Origin of the sequence: Undibacterium sp. WLX3042 (genome assembly GCF_049544825.1) — a bacterium.
Lineage (GTDB): Bacteria > Pseudomonadota > Gammaproteobacteria > Burkholderiales > Burkholderiaceae_D > Undibacterium.
The window spans coordinates 3,347,333-3,365,342 of record NZ_CP186698.1; the positions used below are offsets into that span (position 1 = coordinate 3,347,333).

Sequence of the window (18,010 nt, forward strand, 5' to 3'; positions counted from 1 at the left end):
GTCTTCATTCTGGTGAAATGATCGATATAGCACTGGCGTCATCTCGTTATTTGTTTAAGTCAATTTGCTGCTGACCTGCGCCCAGAAAAAACTGTCTGCAAATTGATTTGCTGTCATATAACGTCTTTTTGACATATCAAACACTTATTTTCAGACTATTTTATAGATGAAATCTGGGCTTCTGATCAGGCAGATGCTTTATTCTTGCAAGACATTACTACAACCTATTTTGGAGATACTGAATGGCAATCGAACAAAAAATACGCTCTCTGCATTGCGGGCTACAAGCCGGATTAAATTTCGAAGATATTTTAGGAAAAGACGGCAATATTATGAAAGTTTTGAACTTTTCTCACATTCCATACGAGCTTCAATCTATCGTTGAACGATGGCTTTACGCGATACCTGACGATCTACGCGTCGAACTGATTTATGAAGAAAAATTGACAGAAATTGGATGGAGTGCATTCGTGTCGTGGATGATTTCTACGCTTGATGAAGTGCAGCGCAGCGAGTCTTTTGAGAACGAAACACAAACACAGTTGCTTGAATGGCTCAGTCATCTGTCTTAACCATAAATAATACTAGATGTGACTCGCGACCAAGAGCGCGTAGAACTGGAACTAATATTTGAACAGACGAACTGCTTCCTTTCATTTTAGATTGCTTTTGGCGAAGCGTGATTAGCTGCCTACTTGGTCACCTGCCTGGTAGACTCTTGAGCACCTGGCTTGGCGACTCGGGAGGTGCCTCATGGGTTCCTAAACGCGCCATTTGTCGATCCCTGTTGGGTGCCCGCGTCACTCTCTTAGGTAACCACTTCAGACGTCACTTAGGATTCGCCGCGCTTGCTACCTGTGTCAACAGAGTGGCTCCTTGAACAGCGCCTTGACCAGCGCCTGTAATGATGTGAGCAGGGGAGACAACACTGGAACCATGAAGTCAGCACACTGATGCCTTTCTGTGACGACTCGTCAGGCACTTAGTCGTAACGAGACCCCAAACCTCCTATTGACCGACTTTTGTATTTTCCATTGCACAGTGTTTCTCCTACCAGACATGCCTTTGCTGTACTCCGCCTTCTGTTATTCAGATTGCTTGTGTCGTAGTTTGTGACGGGCAGCCATGAAGAGGTTTGTCGTAAAATGAATTCATAATTATTATTTAATTGATAATTATATAATCTCAGCTCGTTTCACTTTATTACCAACTTTTATGAAGTCGGACAGCGACCAGGGGTTACATGACTCTTCTCTAACGTCGGAGAGCCCACCCATCCTGCACAGAAATTTGAATTTTTAAAATTAACTTATTGATAATTTATCCGTCGCTGCTTGATAAAAGTGGAATAAGAGGGGATTCTGGCTCAATGACGTATGAGCATGGTCCTCTCCAGGGCTTCGCTAGTCCAACTCGTGGCGGCGTCGACCTTCTGGTCTGTATCTGCTTGCCACTGTGTAGGCATTCATTTTTCGCATTACTCACTTGTACAGTCTGTCCCCTAGGCAAAAAAATTCAACAGGCCTAACGCACTTCAAGCTGACAAATAACGAGCTTGTCTGAGACTATAAAACATCAACGTTTCGCACAAATGTGAACCAGGTTAATCCGAAACACAAGACGCAATTTGGCTAAAACACTTCAGTGGAACACGTGTTCAATGAAAAAGCTGGATCTCAGCGGCGTGACCTTTTTCATTAATTCGCTGAAGTGTTTTCGTAGGACACTTTGCTGATGAGGGCAAAAAACGAGAGTGTCAGCACCAGTGACTTCATTGGTCAATGGCGATGACACTCAATAACAAATGGTGTTGAGGGTGGCTGTCGCGGATCGAAAATACGAAGCTGATTCGCTCCATGTCGCACAAAGGATATTCGCCTGACAATGCTGCATGTGAAAGCTTCTTCGGGCGGTTGAAAACGGAGATGTTCTATCTTTGGGACTGGCGAACAGCAACAATTGAGTAGTTCATTCAGGTACTCGACTCCTACATTCGCAGGTACAACGAAAAACGGATTAAAATCTCCTTTAGCTCTCGCAGTCCACTAGAATACCGAGATAGTCTCGGATTAACGGCATCAAACAGTCCAAGTTTTGTCCGCATTCCCCAGCACCCCCAAAGACAGGTTTCACGCGTGAAAGTCAAATACAAGACCTTCCAATCACCTCTAAATCGAACTAAATTACAAGAAAAAGACAATTATCCCAAACGAGGGAAGCATGCCCCGAACTGGTCACATTGCCTGACTTTCGGTGATTATAAATTGGGTCTACTCAGCCACGTGCCTAATAGGTCTTAATTGCAAAGAAACAGGCATAGTTTGCAGCAAATAAAACAGTTACAGATATGATCCGCTTCCCGGTCGATCAATTTTCACGGGTGAAAGTTGATCAAGGTAATAAGCGGGCAGTAGAAAACTGCGACTTATAAATTTAAATCTTAGGCTACGTCACGGCAGACATCCTGCTAAGCGGAGCGTGTCATTACAAATTACAAATGCACGCAGATGAATACAGTATGATTGGCTTCGCGGTTGATCTACTTTCACGGGTGAAAGTAGATCAAAGTAAAAATAGGATATTAAAAAAAGCTACGACCAACAAATTTAAATCTTAGACTGCGTCACCACGGACATCCTGCTAAGCAGAGCTTGTAATTACAAATGCACGCAGATGAATAACAGTATGATTGGCATCCCGGTTGATCAACTTTCACGGGTGAAAGTTGATCAAGGTAATAATCGGGCAGTAGAAAACTGCGACTTACAAATTTAAATCTTTGACTACGTCACGGCAGACATCCTGCTAAGCGGAGCGTGTCATTACAAATTACAAATGCACGCAGATGAATACAGATATGATTGGCATCCCGGTTGATCAACTTTCACGGGTGAAAGTTGATCAAGGTAATAATCGGGCAATAGAAAACTGCGACTTACAAATTTAAATCTTTGACTACGTCACGGCAGACATCCTGCTGGGCGGAGCGTGTCATTACAAATTACAAATGCACGCAGATGAATACAGATATGATTGGCTTCCCTGTTGATCAACTTTCACGGGTGAAAGTTGATCAAGGTAATAATCGGGCAATAGAAAACTGCGACTTACAGATTTAAATCTTAGACTACCTCACCGCATACGTCCTGCTATGCAGACCTTATAATTACAATAATAAAGTATCTTTTACTTTTACTGTATCAATCAATGTTGGGAATCGAACTCCTTTCTAGTACGAAGCGTTGGACTTGAAGCTGGATCGAAAAACCTGACGCATCTCCGTTAGAACCATTTTATAGGCAAGAATAAGACTCACTCACCCAAGGATTAAGGAGGGCGCAGTTTCCTGGTGATCTTCCTGATGAGGTGGCAAAGCTCAGCCGAAATTTTCCTTTGGCTTATAAGTTTGTCTCATGAACTCTGTTTATCTGCGGCTCGATTTTAAGGGAGGGTTATGCCCGGAAACGCGAGACCTTTGTCGAGCAGTAATGACTGCTGCCGGTTATTCCACTCTTTGCACCATTGTTCAAACTTATCTTCCGGCATTGGCTTAGCGATTCCATAACCTTGAATTACACGGCATCCAAGATTGACCAATAAATTTGCCTGGTCGTACGTCTCTACACCCTCAGCAATCACTTCTCTGTTGAACGCACTGGCCAGCCCGAGAATGGCTTTTACAATCAGGAGGTCATTCTGACTTTCGTTCATGCCGGTGATGAAACTTCGATCTATTTTCAGAGTCTCGGCAGGGAGTTCCTTGAGGTACAGAAGTGAGGAATAACCAGTGCCAAAATCGTCAAGAGAGAACCTAGCTCCCATTTCAGAGCATGAATGCATGATGTTTGAGACACTGGAAAGATCGAAAAATTTCTGAGTTTCGATAATTTCTATTTCAAGCAAGCGTTTTTCGATTATAAATTTCTTGCGGGAATTTAAAATATCACGCAAGGTTTCAGGGAAATCTTTTTCCAGAAAATGTCTTGGAGCGATGTTGACGCTGATTGGAAATTCATATCCGACTGCCTGCAGCCTTTCGAGTAAATTAAGAGTTTTTTCGATAACCCAATATCCCACCGTATCAATGATAGGCAAGTCCTCAATTGGTCTGATAAATTCATTAGGATAAAGTGTTCCTCTTTCAGGATGTGCCCACCTTATCAATGCTTCAGCCCCAATGATATCTCCATTCGTGACATCAACTTTTGGCTGGAATTCTAAAAATAATTCATCATTTTCAATTGCCTTTGAGAGCCCGTTGATCAGCGAGTAGGTTTTTTGGACCCTTTGATCACGTTTAGTATCGAAGCACTTGATTTGATCCCTGCCGGCTTGTTTTGCTTCATACATAGCCTGGTCAGCGTGCCTTAATAACAGATCAGGACTTGCATCGTCGTTCGGATAGACGGTGACGCCTCCGCTTACAGAAAGAACGACTTCGACTCCATCCACAATGACGGCTTGCTTACATACCGTTAAAATTCGATGAAGCGCAGTTAAATACTCTTCTGAGCCATGCTCGAACTCGATGAGAAGAACGAATTCATCTCCTCCGATACGAGCTAATGTATCAGTTTCCCTTATTGTGGCGGACATGCGACGTCCGATAGCCTCCAGTACCTCATCACCAATAGAATGACCGAGCTTATCGTTGATCTCTTTGAAGCCATCCAGATCAAGGTACGCTACCGCAAGTTCGGCTTTATGCCGGTCGCACTTCTTGATGCTTTGCTCTAATCGTTCCGCGAGAAGAATCCGGTTCGGGAGATTGGTCAGCAGATCATAGTGCGCCATTCGTTCCAGCAATTCTTGTTGCTCGCGAATCGTTGTGATATCTGCGAACATGGCGATGTAGCGGCCTGGCGAACCATCTTGCTCGTCCACGCGGCTGACGCTGACAAGCGCTGCAAAAGCCTCTCCTGTCTTTCGTCGGCTCCATACTTCACCTTGACAATGTCCCTGAGATTTTAAATCTGCCAGCATCTGAACCGACACATCCGGTCCCTGCCGACTTGATTTAAAAAGTGTAGGGGTCTTACCAATGACATCTTCCAGGCCATAACCAGTTATCTCTGTGAAAGCTTTGTTCACGTGAATGAACTTGCCATCGTTGTCGGCAACAATGATCGCTTCATTTGCGTATTCAAAAACTTTCGCAGAGAGCCGCATCTGGTCTTCCAGTGCACGCCTCAAAGAGACATCTCTGACAATTTTAGAGGCGCCAATTATTTGATTATTTTTATCAACGATTGGAGAGACAGTGACGGATGCAGGAAATACGCTCCCGTCTCTTCTTTTGCGAATTGTCTCGTAGTGCTGTAATTGCTCTCCGAGCATAATGCGGGAGATGATTTTTCCTTCCTCGCCTATAAGATTATCAGGAAATAGTTTCAGAACGGATTGACCAAGAATTTCGCTGGATTTGTATCCGAACATTCTCTCGGCTGCCGGATTCCATCCTGTGATTTTGCCGTCAAGTGATTTCGAGATAATGGCGTCGTTGCTTCCGTTAACCAAGGACTGGAGGAATTCAAAAGATGCCTCCGGCGTAAATCCTGGCAACCTCTCATTTTTTTCTATTTCAAGGTGATCTGAGTAGTTTTTCATTTTTTCGATAAGCGAGCTGGTATCAAATTAATTAGTATTTTTGAGTCTCTTCGGCACCTCCTCACTGGTTGTGCCTTCTGCTTTTATTCAACGAGAAGTGGAGATGGGGAAATGATCGAATTGCTTTTGGCAATATACCGTGAGCTCTTGCTGTCAGATATTTTGAAACTCGACACTGCAACCACCAAATCTTGTGCTTCTGTGTTTAGGCTGGATGTCGCCGCGGCTAAGTGCTCTACCAAAGCGGCATTTTGTTGGGTAGCTTGATCTATCTCTGAGACCGCCTCTCCGACCTGATTCACTCCGAGACTCTGCTCTTGAGTGGATGACGAAATTTCTGCAACGATCGCGCTCACTCGCTTAATCGACTCGACGACGTCGTACATGGTTTTACCCGCCTCGTTGACGAGCCTGGAGCCATCGCTGACTCGCTGGGTGCTGGCAGAGATAAGCGCTTTGATTTCCTTCGCTGCGTCCGCACTTCTTCCGGCAAGGCTCCGCACCTCTCCGGCCACCACCGCAAAACCACGCCCTTGCTCTCCCGCTCTCGCTGCTTCAATAGCGGCATTCAAAGCAAGAATGTTGGTCTGGAATGCGATATCGTCAATAACCGAAATAATCTCGGTGATCTGCTCGCTCGCCGCCTGAATCTCGTTCATGGTCTGCACGACATCACCGACAACTTTTCCGCCTTGGCCGGCGACTAAGGAGGCTGCTTGTGCCAACTCATTGGCGTGATTGGCATTCTCAGCGTTTTGCCGCACCGCAGAACCCAATTCGTCCATAGACGCAGCGGTTTCTTCAAGAGAGCTCGCCTGACTCTCTGTATGGTCAAACAGTTCAAGGTTGTCCTTAGCAATTACAGAGCTTGCTTTGGCAACGGTGTCTGCCCCGTGTATAACTTTCTTTACTAAGGTGGAAAGACTATGTTGCATCATATCTAACGCGGAGAGCAGTTTTCCAAATTCATCCTGACGCTTTAAGCTTATTTCTGATACGAGGTCACCGTTCGCTACCCTAGTGGCAACCGTTACAGCATCTTTCAATCCGTCAGATATGGAGCGTGTGATAAAGAGGCCGGCAGCGACTGCAATGCCGATCGCGAGGAGGCAACCAGCAATTAACAAGTTCCTTCTCTGTTCATAATGTATTTTTGCCTCGGTCATCAAGTTTTGTGATCGTTGACTGGCGTATTGTGCATAATCCTGCTGGGCGAGTGACAGAGCTTCTAAGAGAGGGCGACAGTTCGTAACAATTTTTTCGGATGCTTCCTGCTTTTTGCCTTTCAGAACCAAGTCAGCAATCTCAGTGGCAACAACGGCATATTGCTTTTCTATTTCCCCGATGCGTTGAATTTTTTTCTTGGCTTCAAGATGGACGTCATCGCGCTGGGCTAAGGTATTCAGCTTTGAGAGATTGTCATTTACTTCTTGAAATGCCCGGTCTAAAGCTTGCTTTTCTTTGGCTATTTCTTCCGGAGACGAAACGAGAACCAGGTTTCGCGCTGCAATGGCCCGCGCATCCGCCGCAGTTCTGACACTGGCAACAGCAAGTGCCCTAGCATTTACGCCTTCGACGTAAGCGACAAACTCGGAGCTTCCTTGGGACAATGAAAATATCGAAAAAATGGAAATAGCAAACACAACTGCACTTGTGATACCGAAACTCAAGAATAACTTCGTTTTAATTGTTATATTGAAGCCATTCCTATGATTCTTATAAGCCGAAATTTGTGATGGTGTTTTCATATTTATGATATGTAAGATCGTTTCGATAGAGTGTCTTGAACCCTAGTAATGCCGGAATTACTTTTCGTTACTATTTGTTACAATTGCGCCGCATTGTATCTTATTTGAATGATGTGCATTCAAGGCACGACGGACTGCGCCAGTGGATCCGCTTAACCTTCAATATCAACTAGGCTCGTGCGTGAAATCTCATTGCTAATAGGAATATTTTATAGTTCTCTTTTGCAGGAGCCTGTAAGAATTTCTGTGTGAACCGGGGTCATGAAATAATACCGAAAGGGATTTGCCATGACCGATACGATGACCACGAAAAAACCTCGCAAAAAGAAAGAACCATACTTTGCCAAAGCTTTCAGTTTTTCTCTATCCATTAAAATGTCCATCGGTAATTCCTCGCTCGAGAGGTTAATAGACCGTGGACATTTACACAAATTTATTTACAGGCTCTATTTCTGATGCAGACCAGAAGCGTGTTTTTGATCCTTTTTTTACCACCAAGCTCGGACAAGGTGGATCAGGCCTGGGTATGCATATAGTTTATAACCTCGTCACTGACGTCCTCGGTGGTGAAATTCGTCTGCAAAGTACACCTGGCGCAGGCACCAGCTTTACTCTGCGAATCCCCCTCGTCGCCCCTCATATATCACCTGAATCACGTGAAACTGATCTCATTACTAACGTGTGACAGGTATTTATCTGTTTGTGAGCATGCAGTTTAAGACAAAGATATGCAATTTATCTTTGCGCTGAACTTTATTTGTTGATAATGGTCAGAGCAGTACTTTTTTATTTACCGCTTCCTTAATTTCCCCTATTTCTATGCGTACTCCAGGTTTCCCATTAAGCATTATTGCTGTTTCTATTTTGTTAGGTTTTCACACCCTTGCCAGCGGCCAGGAAACTGGTAATGCTGCCCCGGAGTCCGATTCTTCCAGACTGCCTAAAAAAGCACCGGTCAAAGCCCAGGAGGCGCCTATACAGAAGGTGGAAGTGCAGGGAGCTCGCAATTATGATGAGCGTCGTCAGGATACCGCGACCAAAATCGTCGTCACGCAGGAGGACATTGTTCGTTATGGCGATACTACGGTCGGTGATGTGTTAAAACGTTTGCCTGGCATCACCGTCGGAGGCGTGCAGGGACGTGGCGGCGAGATCCGCATGCGGGGGCTGGGCTCTGGTTATACTCAGATCATGCTCAATGGAGAACCCAGTCCACCGGGGTTTTCGCTGGATTCGATCTCGCCGGATCTGATCGAACGCATAGAAATTATTCGTGCCGCGACGGCCGAACTCAGTACGCAGGCGATTGCAGGAGCCATCAATATTGTACTGAAGCGTGCGGTGCAGACCGCACAGCGCGAGATTAAGTTTGGCGGATCGGAGGATGGAGGAAAGTTTGCCGAGAATGTGAATCTGCAAATTTCGGATAAATCCGGGCGTTATTCTTATTCTGTATCCGGTAACTTCAATCATGGTCAGTATGAGCGACCATCGACGATAGTAGAGACAGGTACGGATGTCAGCGGCAAACCGAATAAGCTGACCAGAACCGATCAGCTGGGGTGGGGAACGTTCAATGGCATAGGCCTGTCGCCGAGAGTGAATATTTCGTTGGCGAATGGGGATACGCTGACCAGTCAGAGCTTTGTGAATGCCAGTCGTTTTGCAGGCTACACCAGCGAGGTAAGTCAGCCTTTACTTGAGAAGTTACCGACTTATTTCAGTGATTTACAGCGTATAGAGTCCGATTTTGCAATGATCCGTAGTGATCTGAACTGGATACACAAACTGGCTGACAGCGCTAAACTTGAAGTGAAATTTGGCGTGAACGTTAACCGCCGTAATTCCGACGTTGGCTTGCTGGGATATGACAGGAATAAAAATCAGATATTGGACAGGAAAAGCACATCCGATGCGTCGGATAAAGGGCTGACTTCGAGTGGTAAATATTCTGCTCCGTTCATTGAAGATCATGCGTTTGTTTTCGGATGGGATGGCGCTTACAGCAAACGTAATGAGCATCGCCTGCAGACGGATGTCGTTACACCCGGCAGCGGTCTGGTCGCTTTGCCGCTGAATGAAAATTATGATGCAGATGTGACGCGTATAGCCTTGTTTGCACAGGATGAATGGAATGTGACGAAACAATGGTCGGTCTATGCCGGCTTACGCTGGGAGGCAATCGAGACACGAAACGAAGGAACCGGCTACGCTGAAGTTACAAATAAATCGAGTGTGGTAAGCCCGATATTGCAAACCCTGTGGAAAATTCCGGGTAGTAAAAATGATCAGGTACGTTTAGGGCTGACACGTACTTACAAGGCGCCAAGCAGCGGTCAGTTAATTCCACGTCGCTATCAATCCAATAACAATAGCGAGACCAGTCCCGACAGCATCGGTAATCCAAATCTGAAACCTGAGCTGGCATGGGGTATTGACGCTGCGTTTGAACACTACCTCGCTGATGGCGGGATGCTGAGTGCCAGCGTTTACATGAGAAAGATTGACGATATTATCCGCACCAAACTGGATCAGATCAATGGGATCTGGTTTACGTCCCCTGCGAATGACGGGCAGGCGACGACAAAGGGAATAGAACTCGATGGTAAGTTTCCATTACGCTCTTTGATCAGCGATGCGCCAGCGATCGATTTCCGTGCCAATCTCTCGCTGAACTGGTCAGATCTGAAAACTGTACCAGGACCGAATAATCGTCTGGACTCACAAACGCCTGTCAGTGCAAATATCGGGATGGATTACAAATTATCGAAAGTGCCTCTGACTATCGGTGGTAACGCCAGTTATCAGAGCGGCGGAATGGTGCGGGTATCTGCGGAACAGACCAGATACTCTGTGCCCAAGCGGGTACTGGATTTGTATGCGTTATGGAAGTTTGATCCTAAGACCAATTTAAGAATTTCGGTAGCGAACCTGCTGCATCAGGATAACGTTTCATCCAATACAGTGGTTAACCAGTTGAGCGGAACATCGCAGCAAATCACATACACGCCAACGACGGTCGCAGTCCGTGCGATGCTCGAGCATAAGTTCTGAGAGCGCTAACGATCTGAATTTGCTTTTGTGGAGAAAAACGCCGGAGTATTTAGTCGGCGTTTTTTATTTTGCTCTACTGCGGCAAATCAGGGGCAGATATTGTGTCGGCAGCGTTGTTTTGTCTGTGCCTTTGACTATCATTTTGTCAGGTGCCTGTGCATTGGCGCACACCCAGGTCACCGGAACGACATGTGCATCTTCAACGACAGCCGGGCGCAAGGAGAGCACCTTACCTTTAATAGAGTTACTGGCACGATTGCCGAAGGTGATGTGAACGACACCATCTTCGACACTGACGGCGCTGACGAAATTATTGACGATTTTGTCGGAGGACGGTAAGCCTGCGGCTGCATTATCCGCAGGGAATTTCTGTCCGGCCAGCCATGCCAGTTCTACCGGTTTTTTTGCAACATCAGCCAACGGTATCGCTGCATCGATTTGTTCACGGATGACTTTGTATAAATACGATGGGGCGGCCATCACTGCAAGTATGCCGATGATCGCAACAACGGCCAGAACTTCTAACAAGGTGAAGCCAGATTGTTTTTTCATATTGCATGATAAGAAGGATTTTTCAGCAATATAAAGGAAAAATGCAGATCCGCGTGATGAATTCAAGCCTGATCGCGGTATTTTTATGTTTTTGCCTGATCAGCATGACACGAATTTTTCTATCGTTGATAATGCGGGCTCTTATTCATAATGAAGTTTCTCCTGCCTATGAACGACGCTGTGCAGTTTTTTGGTTTGACGACAAGTTTGCTTGAGCTGCTGTCGTTCATCTTGTCGGTGATGACTGTTGTGCTGAACATTCGTCAGATACATTGGGCTTGGTTATTTTCAATCTTATCTTCAGGGTTGTACGCCAGCGTTTTTTTCGAAGCCAGGTTGTACGGAGATATGGGTTTGCAATGGGTCTTTATCATTGTCTCCGTTTGGGGCTGGTTTTTGTGGTGGCGCGGTATTGACGGAAGCAGTCAGTTACCTGTATCTGCGCTGGCGAGTCGTGAGCGCGTGGTTGCGCTGATTGCATGGGGGCTGGGATTCATTGCCTTAGCGTGGTTTTTAAAGAAATTTACGGATACCGATGTTCCTGTGGCGGATGGTTTTCTTACCGCTGGCAGTTTGCTCGGGCAAGTTTTGTTATCCAGAAAAAAAATTGAGAACTGGCTTATCTGGATTATTGTCGACGTCTTGTATGTTGGTTTATACCTATATAAAAATCTGATGCTGACAGCAGCCTTGTATGCGGTCTTTGTCATCATGGCAATCATGGGGCTGCGTGCCTGGAGTAAAACATGTCAGAAGTAAAATCCAAAGTCCAGCGTGTCGCTATCCTGGGGGCAGAATCTTCTGGCAAGTCTGCACTGGCAGAGGCGCTGGCGCAACGCTATCAGACCTTATGGGTACCCGAGTATTTGCGCGAGTTTGTTGAAACTCAGCAGCGCGTTCCGCGTGAAAGTGAACAGATAATGATTGCACGGACGCAACTGGAACGGGAACATGCGATGGCGCTCAAGGCGAATGGCTGGTTGTTTTGCGATACGACGCCGTTAATGACGGCCATCTACAGTGAATACTATTTTTCGGCTGCCGGTGATGATTTGCTGGCACTGACAGATCAGCACTATTATGATTTCACTGTGGTGACCGCACCCGATTTGCCGTGGATTGCTGACGGCTTGCAAAGAGAGTCACCGGCAGTTCGTCAGGCCATTCACGAGCGCGTCTTGGTGGAACTGGAAGAGCGTGACATCTCCCATTTGCTGGTTGAGGGCAGTCTTGCCCAAAGAATAGAACAGGTGGAGTTCGCTTTGACTTTTTTGATGGCATAAAAAATGCCGCTGGTATCAGCGGCATTTTCCATGTAACGTCTAAGGTATCAGTATCTAAACCAGATTCTGCTTACTGATTTTCCATCAGACCTTTCAGGTGATCGGCTTTTCCGGGATGGCGTAACTTCTTCATTGCCTTTGCCTCGATCTGGCGTATCCGTTCGCGTGTGACTTCAAATTGTTTACCGACTTCTTCCAGGGTAAATTCACTCGCGGTTTCAAGGCCGAAACGCATACGCAATACTTTGGCTTCACGCGGGCTTAATGAGTCCAGTGCTTCTTTCAGTTTTTGCTGCACAGAGGCCTGCATTGCCGCAGCCATCGGTGACATCGTCATACTGTCTTCAATGAAATCGCCGAGCTGTGAGTCACCATCGTCACCGATAGGCACATCCAGAGAAACAGGTTCTTTGGCGATTTTCAGAATCTCGCGTACTTTCACTTCCGGCAAACCCATTTTCTCTGCAATTGCGGCTGGCTCAGGCTCCAGTCCGCTGATTTGCAAGAGCTGACGTCTGACGCGGTTCATCTTGTTGATGGTTTCTATCATGTGTACCGGCACACGTATTGTCCGCGCCTGATCCGCGATGGCACGTGCGATTGCCTGACGTATCCACCAGGTTGCATAAGTGGAAAATTTATAACCGCGGCGGTATTCGAATTTATCCACTGCTTTCAGCAGACCGATATTACCTTCCTGAATCAGATCGAGAAATTGTAAACCTCGGTTCACATATTTCTTTGCGATGGAAATCACCAGACGCAAGTTCGCTTCCGTCATTGCGCGCTTCGCTTCGCTGGAACGTTTTTCACCGGCGATCATCTGTTTATTGATGTCGCGCAGGGAACTCAACGGCAGCTCGACACGCTCTTCCAGTTGAATGAGCTTTTGCTGTAATTCTCGGGCAGCGTGGATGTGACGTGATAAGGCAGTGGCGTATGGCTGGGCCGATTGCATTTCTTGTTCGAGCCAGGCAGTATTGGTTGCATGTGTACGCAGCATCTCGACGAAATACGCACGGGGCATACCGCATTTATTCACCAATAATTCCAGCATCTGCTTTTCAGTATTGCGCAGATCTTTCATTTGCTTACGCAGCGTGTCGCAGAGTTTTTCTGCTGTTTTTACCGTAAAACGCATTCCTTGCAGTTCGCGGGAGATCGCCTGTTGTGCTGTGACATATGCAGCTGAGCCATAGCCGTCTTTGGCTCTCGCTGCCTGCATATCATCAAAGCGCTTCGCCACAACTGTGAATTTTTGCAGCGATCCGGTCTTTAGCTGTTGTAATTGTTCATCGCTGATACCACCAACGTTGTCACTGACAGAGTCATCATCGTCATCGACTTCATCCGTGTCATCGCTATCGTTGATCAACAAGACCGGAGCTTCATTTTCTTCAGGACTGATCAGACCATCAATAATGTCGTCTATCCTTACTTCGTCTTTTTCAATTTTGTCTGCAATCTGCAGAATTTCCTTGATCGTGCCAGGACAAGCGGAAATCGCCTGCACCATGTCTTTCAGGCCGTCTTCTATGCGTTTTGCGATTTCGATTTCACCGGTTCTGGTCAGTAGTTCGACGCCACCCATCTCGCGCATATACATACGAACCGGATCCGTCGTACGACCGAAGTCAGAGTCCACCGTCGCCAGCGCTGCCGCAGCCACTGATTCAGCTTCATCATCACTGACGACGATCGTGACATTATCAGTCAGTAACATCATTTCAGCGTCAGGAGCTTTGTCGTACACCGCAATGCCCATGTCATTGAGCGTGCTGATGACATCTTGAATCATTTCCGGATCAGCGACTTCTTCCGGTAAGTGATCGTTAATTTCAGCATGGGTCAGATATGAACGGTCTTTACCGAGGCGGATTAACTTGGTTAACTGCTTGCGATAATGTTCCAGTTGCTCTTCGTTGACAGCACCACCTGATTTTTTACTTTTTGCTCTGGCCGCCCGTTTCAATTCTGCAGACTCAGCAGCATTCAATGCCTGAATTTCATCATTTTCAAACTGAAATTCTGATGGCTTACGCCCCCTCTTTGCAGGTTCTTTGCTGCCGGACAGGACATAAGCTGAGGTATCGATATCGCTGAATGGGGTCGCGATATTGGCCGCCGGCTCTGATTTTGCCGATGCAGGAGCTGTCGTCGCAGGCCGGACCTGAACCGGTGCTGCAGACACAGGAGCCTGACGTGCCGGGGACGTTGCGACTCGCGGTGCATCAGCTAAGACAGGCTTGTCAGTAATACTGGCTGCGCGCGCAGCAATAGCCACGGGTGCTGGAGCAGGTGCGACGGGCTTCAGTGTTGTAACAGGGGTCGCTGGTGCAAATTTTCCCGAGCCTATGCGTGCTTCGCGTTTGACGGTCGCTACTGCAGGTTTTGTGCCTGGCTGATCTGATAGTAGTAACTTCTTTGCGACTTTCGGTTCTGTTTTACGAATGACAGCCGCGCGCGGCTTTGCGATGTCGGCCCCCGATAATGTTTGCAATCCGGCTTTCAAATCAGCACGAATCTCCGTTTTCACTTCTGGCTTTACCGGCGTTTCTGCTGTTTGCCCTGTTTGTTCAGTCAGGGCTTCTGTGTTTTCACTGACGCTCAGTGATTCTGTGACGACGTTCGCGTTATCCGGTGTTGTCTGCGCAGTTTCATCGAAAGGCATATTACTCATCGCCTCGATATCTTCTGCTGTTAAGGCTTTTGCGGGGGCGATAATAGCCTCCGCTATGATGGGTTGCATGCGTGAACGACGTTTCGTCACGACCATGACCGGTACTGCAGTTGCGCTAGTTTGAGGTTCTTCCATTTTTTCCGCTGTTGGCGTCGCGGGCGTGTCTGCGTTGGATGGCGCAGCCGCCGCAGCACGATTCAACTGCAGGGTCTTTTTACCCAGAGTGAGCGTGGCGCCAGTTTTTTGAGCGGGAATAGTTGAGTCAGTTAAGCTGGTTTTCATGTAACAAAGTCGATTGTGACAACAAAATCTTGTCAATAGTGTATGGCGATGGCAACGGTGATAGGCTGTTGATTATCTGCATGGTTAATCAATGGCATCCCGGATGAAAAAGCCCGCTGGTAAAAGCGGGCTACGCTGGTGAAAGCGATTCAATCATGTTTGCTCAAACTGGTTCTCGGAACGAGACGCGAGGGCGAGATTATCCTCGGCTTGGCACCGCTTGACAAGTTTTGTATGCGTTTCCTGAAAATAAAAATGAGGTGCGCATTGTAGCGTTTAATTTGTACATCATGGGGGAGCCTTATGAGTAAAGGCTTTGCGGATGGGTAAATAAAATGAAGAAAGAAAAATCAGACATATTTTTTAATTAATACTGATAATAGAACTGCAGCTTTATGAGGTCTCAGGGCAAGCGGAAATACGAAGTGGCCGGCATGCGGCTTAAGCATAAAAACGATGACTAAACTATTCAGAGATACACCATGTTCAATCACCGGAATTTTTTAAATTGCATTTTGCTGGCGGGAGGAATGGTTTCGTTCTCTTTGCAGGCGCAGAACATTCCCGACACACTTACTCAGCGTTTGAAAGCTTGCACTTCGTGTCATGGAGCACAAGGCAAGGCGACAAGTGATGGCTACTATCCGCGTATCGCCGGAAAGCCAGAAGGATATTTACTGCATCAGCTTAAAAATTTCAGAGACGGCAAACGCCGGTATCCATTGATGAATGCCTTGCTCAGCAACATGAGTGATGACTATTTAAAGGAAATTGCAGCTTTTTTTGCAGATCAGCATCCGCCTTATGCACTTCCGCAGAATACCGATGCCAGCCGGGTATTAATGGCACGCGGACGTGAGCTGGTAATAAGCGGTGATCAGCAGAAAAAGTTAGCCGCATGTGTGTCGTGTCACGGTGAAAAGCTGACCGGGGTTGCGCCCTATATTCCCGGTGTGCTGGGCTTGCCTCGGGATTATATTGTCGCCCAGCTTGGCGCCTGGCAGACCGGAAGCCGGCGTGCGAAGACGCCGGATTGTATGCAGCAGGTGGCAAACAAACTGACACCGGTTGACATTGCGGCTGTGTCGGCCTGGCTGGCCTCTAAAACGGTGCCGGACAACGGGATTGCGATAAGTGTCGTGAATATTCCTCAGTTTCGCCTGCCGATGCAATGTGGCAGCGTTTCTGATATGCAGTAAATTAAATCCATCCCTCCGCCTGTTGAATTGGTGATTGGCGAACAATGTCGGATTCCGCGTTATATATCATTGAATGCTAAAAAATACTCAGTGAAATTGTGACTGGTGTTGAATATGACAAGATATAGACGAGATAGCTCACTTATTTGCTGATGCGTAATGTTAAAGCAGTCCCGGAGGTCAGATCTGAATGAAGAGAATGTTTATCAGAATTTTTGTTTTCGCACTGTTTCTGCTGATCGGAGTCAGCTTATACGCATATTTTTTTGGTTACAGGGTTGATGAGGGGGCGTCGTCACTTTCTGCAGTGAAGACCAGAGATACTGCGTCGGATCAGGCTGCACTCATCAGGCGCGGTGAGTATCTGACCCGCGCTGCAAACTGTTTCGGCTGCCATACAGCCAGAGGTGGCGCAGCCTATGCCGGTGGGCGGATATTGCGTTCGGAATATGGCAATTTTGTTTCGCCGAATATTACCCCGGATATTGTGAGTGGCATCGGAAGCTGGACGGCGGATGACTTCTGGCTTGCTTTGCATTTTGGTAAGGCGAAAGATGGTCGCCTCTTATATCCTGCTTTTCCTTATCCGAATTACACCCAGATACGCAGGCCAGATGCGGATGCGATGTACGCTTATCTGAAAACGATTCCTGCGATCTCTCAGAAAAATCCGGATCATGAATTACGCTTTCCCTATAACCAGCGGCGTTTGCTGGCATTCTGGCGTGCCATGTATTTTAAGCCTGCGGAATTTGCAGAAGACAAAACAAAATCACCTGAGTGGAATCGTGGCGCTTATCTGATACAAGGATTAGGGCATTGCAGTGCATGCCATAGTCAGCGCAATAGTTTCGGGGCAAATGGTGGTGGTACCAGCGATTTTTCCGGTGGAGAGCTCGCACAGATGCAATGGTATGCCCCCTCACTACAGCACGCCAGCGAAGCGCACTTGCTGAACTGGACGCAGAATGAGGCGGCGGCTTTGCTCAAAGCTGGCGTTAATCGCAACGCTGCCATGAGTGGGCCGATGGCGGAAGTGGTTTTTGACAGCCTGCAATATCTGACTGATGCAGATATCAGTGCTATGACCAGTTATTTGCGAGCCATTCCCGTGAAGAAAGCGGGTGAGGACAGCTGGCTTGACCAGATCTTGAGCACGGCGGATAGTAATGAAGCGATGCAAAAGGAGATCATGCTACAGGGTGGCGTGTTGTATAAAACCCATTGCATGGATTGCCACGGCAGTCAGGGTGAAGGATTTGCTCTAGCTTATCCATCACTCAGAGGTAATCACAGCCTGCAGACGAATTCGATTACTAATTCATTGCGGATTATTCTTGCTGGAGGGTTTGCGCCAGCAACGCAGTTAAATCCCAGGCCTTACAGTATGCCGCCGTTTGGGCCTGTCTTAACGGATGCAGAAATTGCCGCTGTTCTCAGTTATGTAAGGAATAGCTGGGGAAATAAAGGCGCCATTGTGACGTCGTCAGAGGTGAATCATTACAGAACCGTGCCTTTGGATTAAGCATGCCCCCGCATCAATCCTCTGTTGTTTTAATAAAAAGAATGAGACTAAAGAGTATGAAACTGGCGTCTTCACATGAA

Annotated in this window: 11 protein-coding genes and 1 pseudogene; 8 read left to right on the forward strand and 4 right to left on the reverse strand. The window is 47.0% G+C overall.

Annotated elements, in window-relative coordinates; genetic code table 11:
• Nucleotides 1-242: 242 nt before the first annotated feature.
• Nucleotides 243-572 carry a hypothetical protein gene (locus ACPAOP_RS15130; protein ID WP_423679959.1) on the forward strand — a complete coding sequence of 110 codons (330 nt, stop codon included), beginning with the start codon at nucleotides 243-245 and terminating at the stop codon, nucleotides 570-572.
• Nucleotides 573-1,814: 1,242 nt separating this feature from the next.
• Nucleotides 1,815-2,075, forward strand: a pseudogene (locus tag ACPAOP_RS15135) (IS3 family transposase); the annotation flags it as partial.
• Nucleotides 2,076-3,441: 1,366 nt separating this feature from the next.
• On the opposite strand, the gene ACPAOP_RS15140 reads toward ACPAOP_RS15135, so the two are convergent.
• Together ACPAOP_RS15140 and ACPAOP_RS15145 are read right to left on the reverse strand one after the other, a co-directional pair.
• Entirely contained in the window at nucleotides 3,442-5,607 is a 2,166-nt protein-coding gene (locus ACPAOP_RS15140) for an EAL domain-containing protein (protein ID WP_423708558.1), read from the reverse strand.
• Between the two features lie 83 nt (nucleotides 5,608-5,690).
• Nucleotides 5,691-7,355, reverse strand: coding sequence for a methyl-accepting chemotaxis protein (locus ACPAOP_RS15145; protein ID WP_423708559.1), 1,665 nt, complete (start codon nucleotides 7,353-7,355; stop codon nucleotides 5,691-5,693).
• Between the two features lie 415 nt (nucleotides 7,356-7,770).
• Here ACPAOP_RS15145 and ACPAOP_RS15150 point away from each other — a divergent pair, with 415 nt between their 5' ends.
• Both ACPAOP_RS15150 and ACPAOP_RS15155 read left to right on the forward strand, forming a co-directional pair.
• Nucleotides 7,771-8,040, forward strand: coding sequence for an ATP-binding protein (locus tag ACPAOP_RS15150; RefSeq protein WP_423708561.1), 270 nt, complete (start codon nucleotides 7,771-7,773; stop codon nucleotides 8,038-8,040).
• A 134-nt stretch (nucleotides 8,041-8,174) separates the two neighbouring features.
• Nucleotides 8,175-10,409 (forward strand): TonB-dependent receptor plug domain-containing protein, encoded by a 2,235-nt coding sequence (locus ACPAOP_RS15155; RefSeq protein WP_423708562.1) that lies wholly within the window; start codon nucleotides 8,175-8,177, stop codon nucleotides 10,407-10,409.
• A 63-nt stretch (nucleotides 10,410-10,472) separates the two neighbouring features.
• Here ACPAOP_RS15155 and ACPAOP_RS15160 read toward each other — a convergent pair whose 3' ends face one another.
• Complete coding sequence (locus tag ACPAOP_RS15160) at nucleotides 10,473-10,961, reverse strand: pilin (protein ID WP_423708563.1); 489 nt, start codon at nucleotides 10,959-10,961, stop codon at nucleotides 10,473-10,475.
• A 150-nt stretch (nucleotides 10,962-11,111) separates the two neighbouring features.
• Here ACPAOP_RS15160 and pnuC point away from each other — a divergent pair, with 150 nt between their 5' ends.
• On the forward strand, nucleotides 11,112-11,720 hold the full coding sequence (pnuC, locus tag ACPAOP_RS15165; RefSeq protein ID WP_423708564.1) for a nicotinamide riboside transporter PnuC: 609 nt from the start codon (nucleotides 11,112-11,114) through the stop codon (nucleotides 11,718-11,720).
• Nucleotides 11,708-12,244 carry an AAA family ATPase gene (locus ACPAOP_RS15170; protein ID WP_423678798.1) on the forward strand — a complete coding sequence of 179 codons (537 nt, stop codon included), beginning with the start codon at nucleotides 11,708-11,710 and terminating at the stop codon, nucleotides 12,242-12,244. The genes pnuC and ACPAOP_RS15170 overlap by 13 nt, the downstream gene beginning before the upstream one ends.
• A gap of 70 nt (nucleotides 12,245-12,314) precedes the next feature.
• On the opposite strand, the gene rpoD is transcribed toward ACPAOP_RS15170, so the two are convergent.
• Nucleotides 12,315-15,206: an RNA polymerase sigma factor RpoD gene (rpoD, locus tag ACPAOP_RS15175; RefSeq protein ID WP_423708565.1), complete on the reverse strand. Its 2,892-nt coding sequence runs from the start codon at nucleotides 15,204-15,206 to the stop codon at nucleotides 12,315-12,317.
• 482 nt (nucleotides 15,207-15,688) lie between these two features.
• On the opposite strand from rpoD, the gene ACPAOP_RS15180 reads away from it, so the two are divergent.
• Together ACPAOP_RS15180 and ACPAOP_RS15185 are read left to right on the forward strand one after the other, a co-directional pair.
• On the forward strand, nucleotides 15,689-16,405 hold the full coding sequence (locus ACPAOP_RS15180; protein WP_423708566.1) for a c-type cytochrome: 717 nt from the start codon (nucleotides 15,689-15,691) through the stop codon (nucleotides 16,403-16,405).
• Nucleotides 16,406-16,604: 199 nt separating this feature from the next.
• Entirely contained in the window at nucleotides 16,605-17,930 is a 1,326-nt protein-coding gene (locus tag ACPAOP_RS15185) for a cytochrome c (protein ID WP_423708567.1), read from the forward strand.
• Nucleotides 17,931-18,010: the final 80 nt, after the last annotated feature.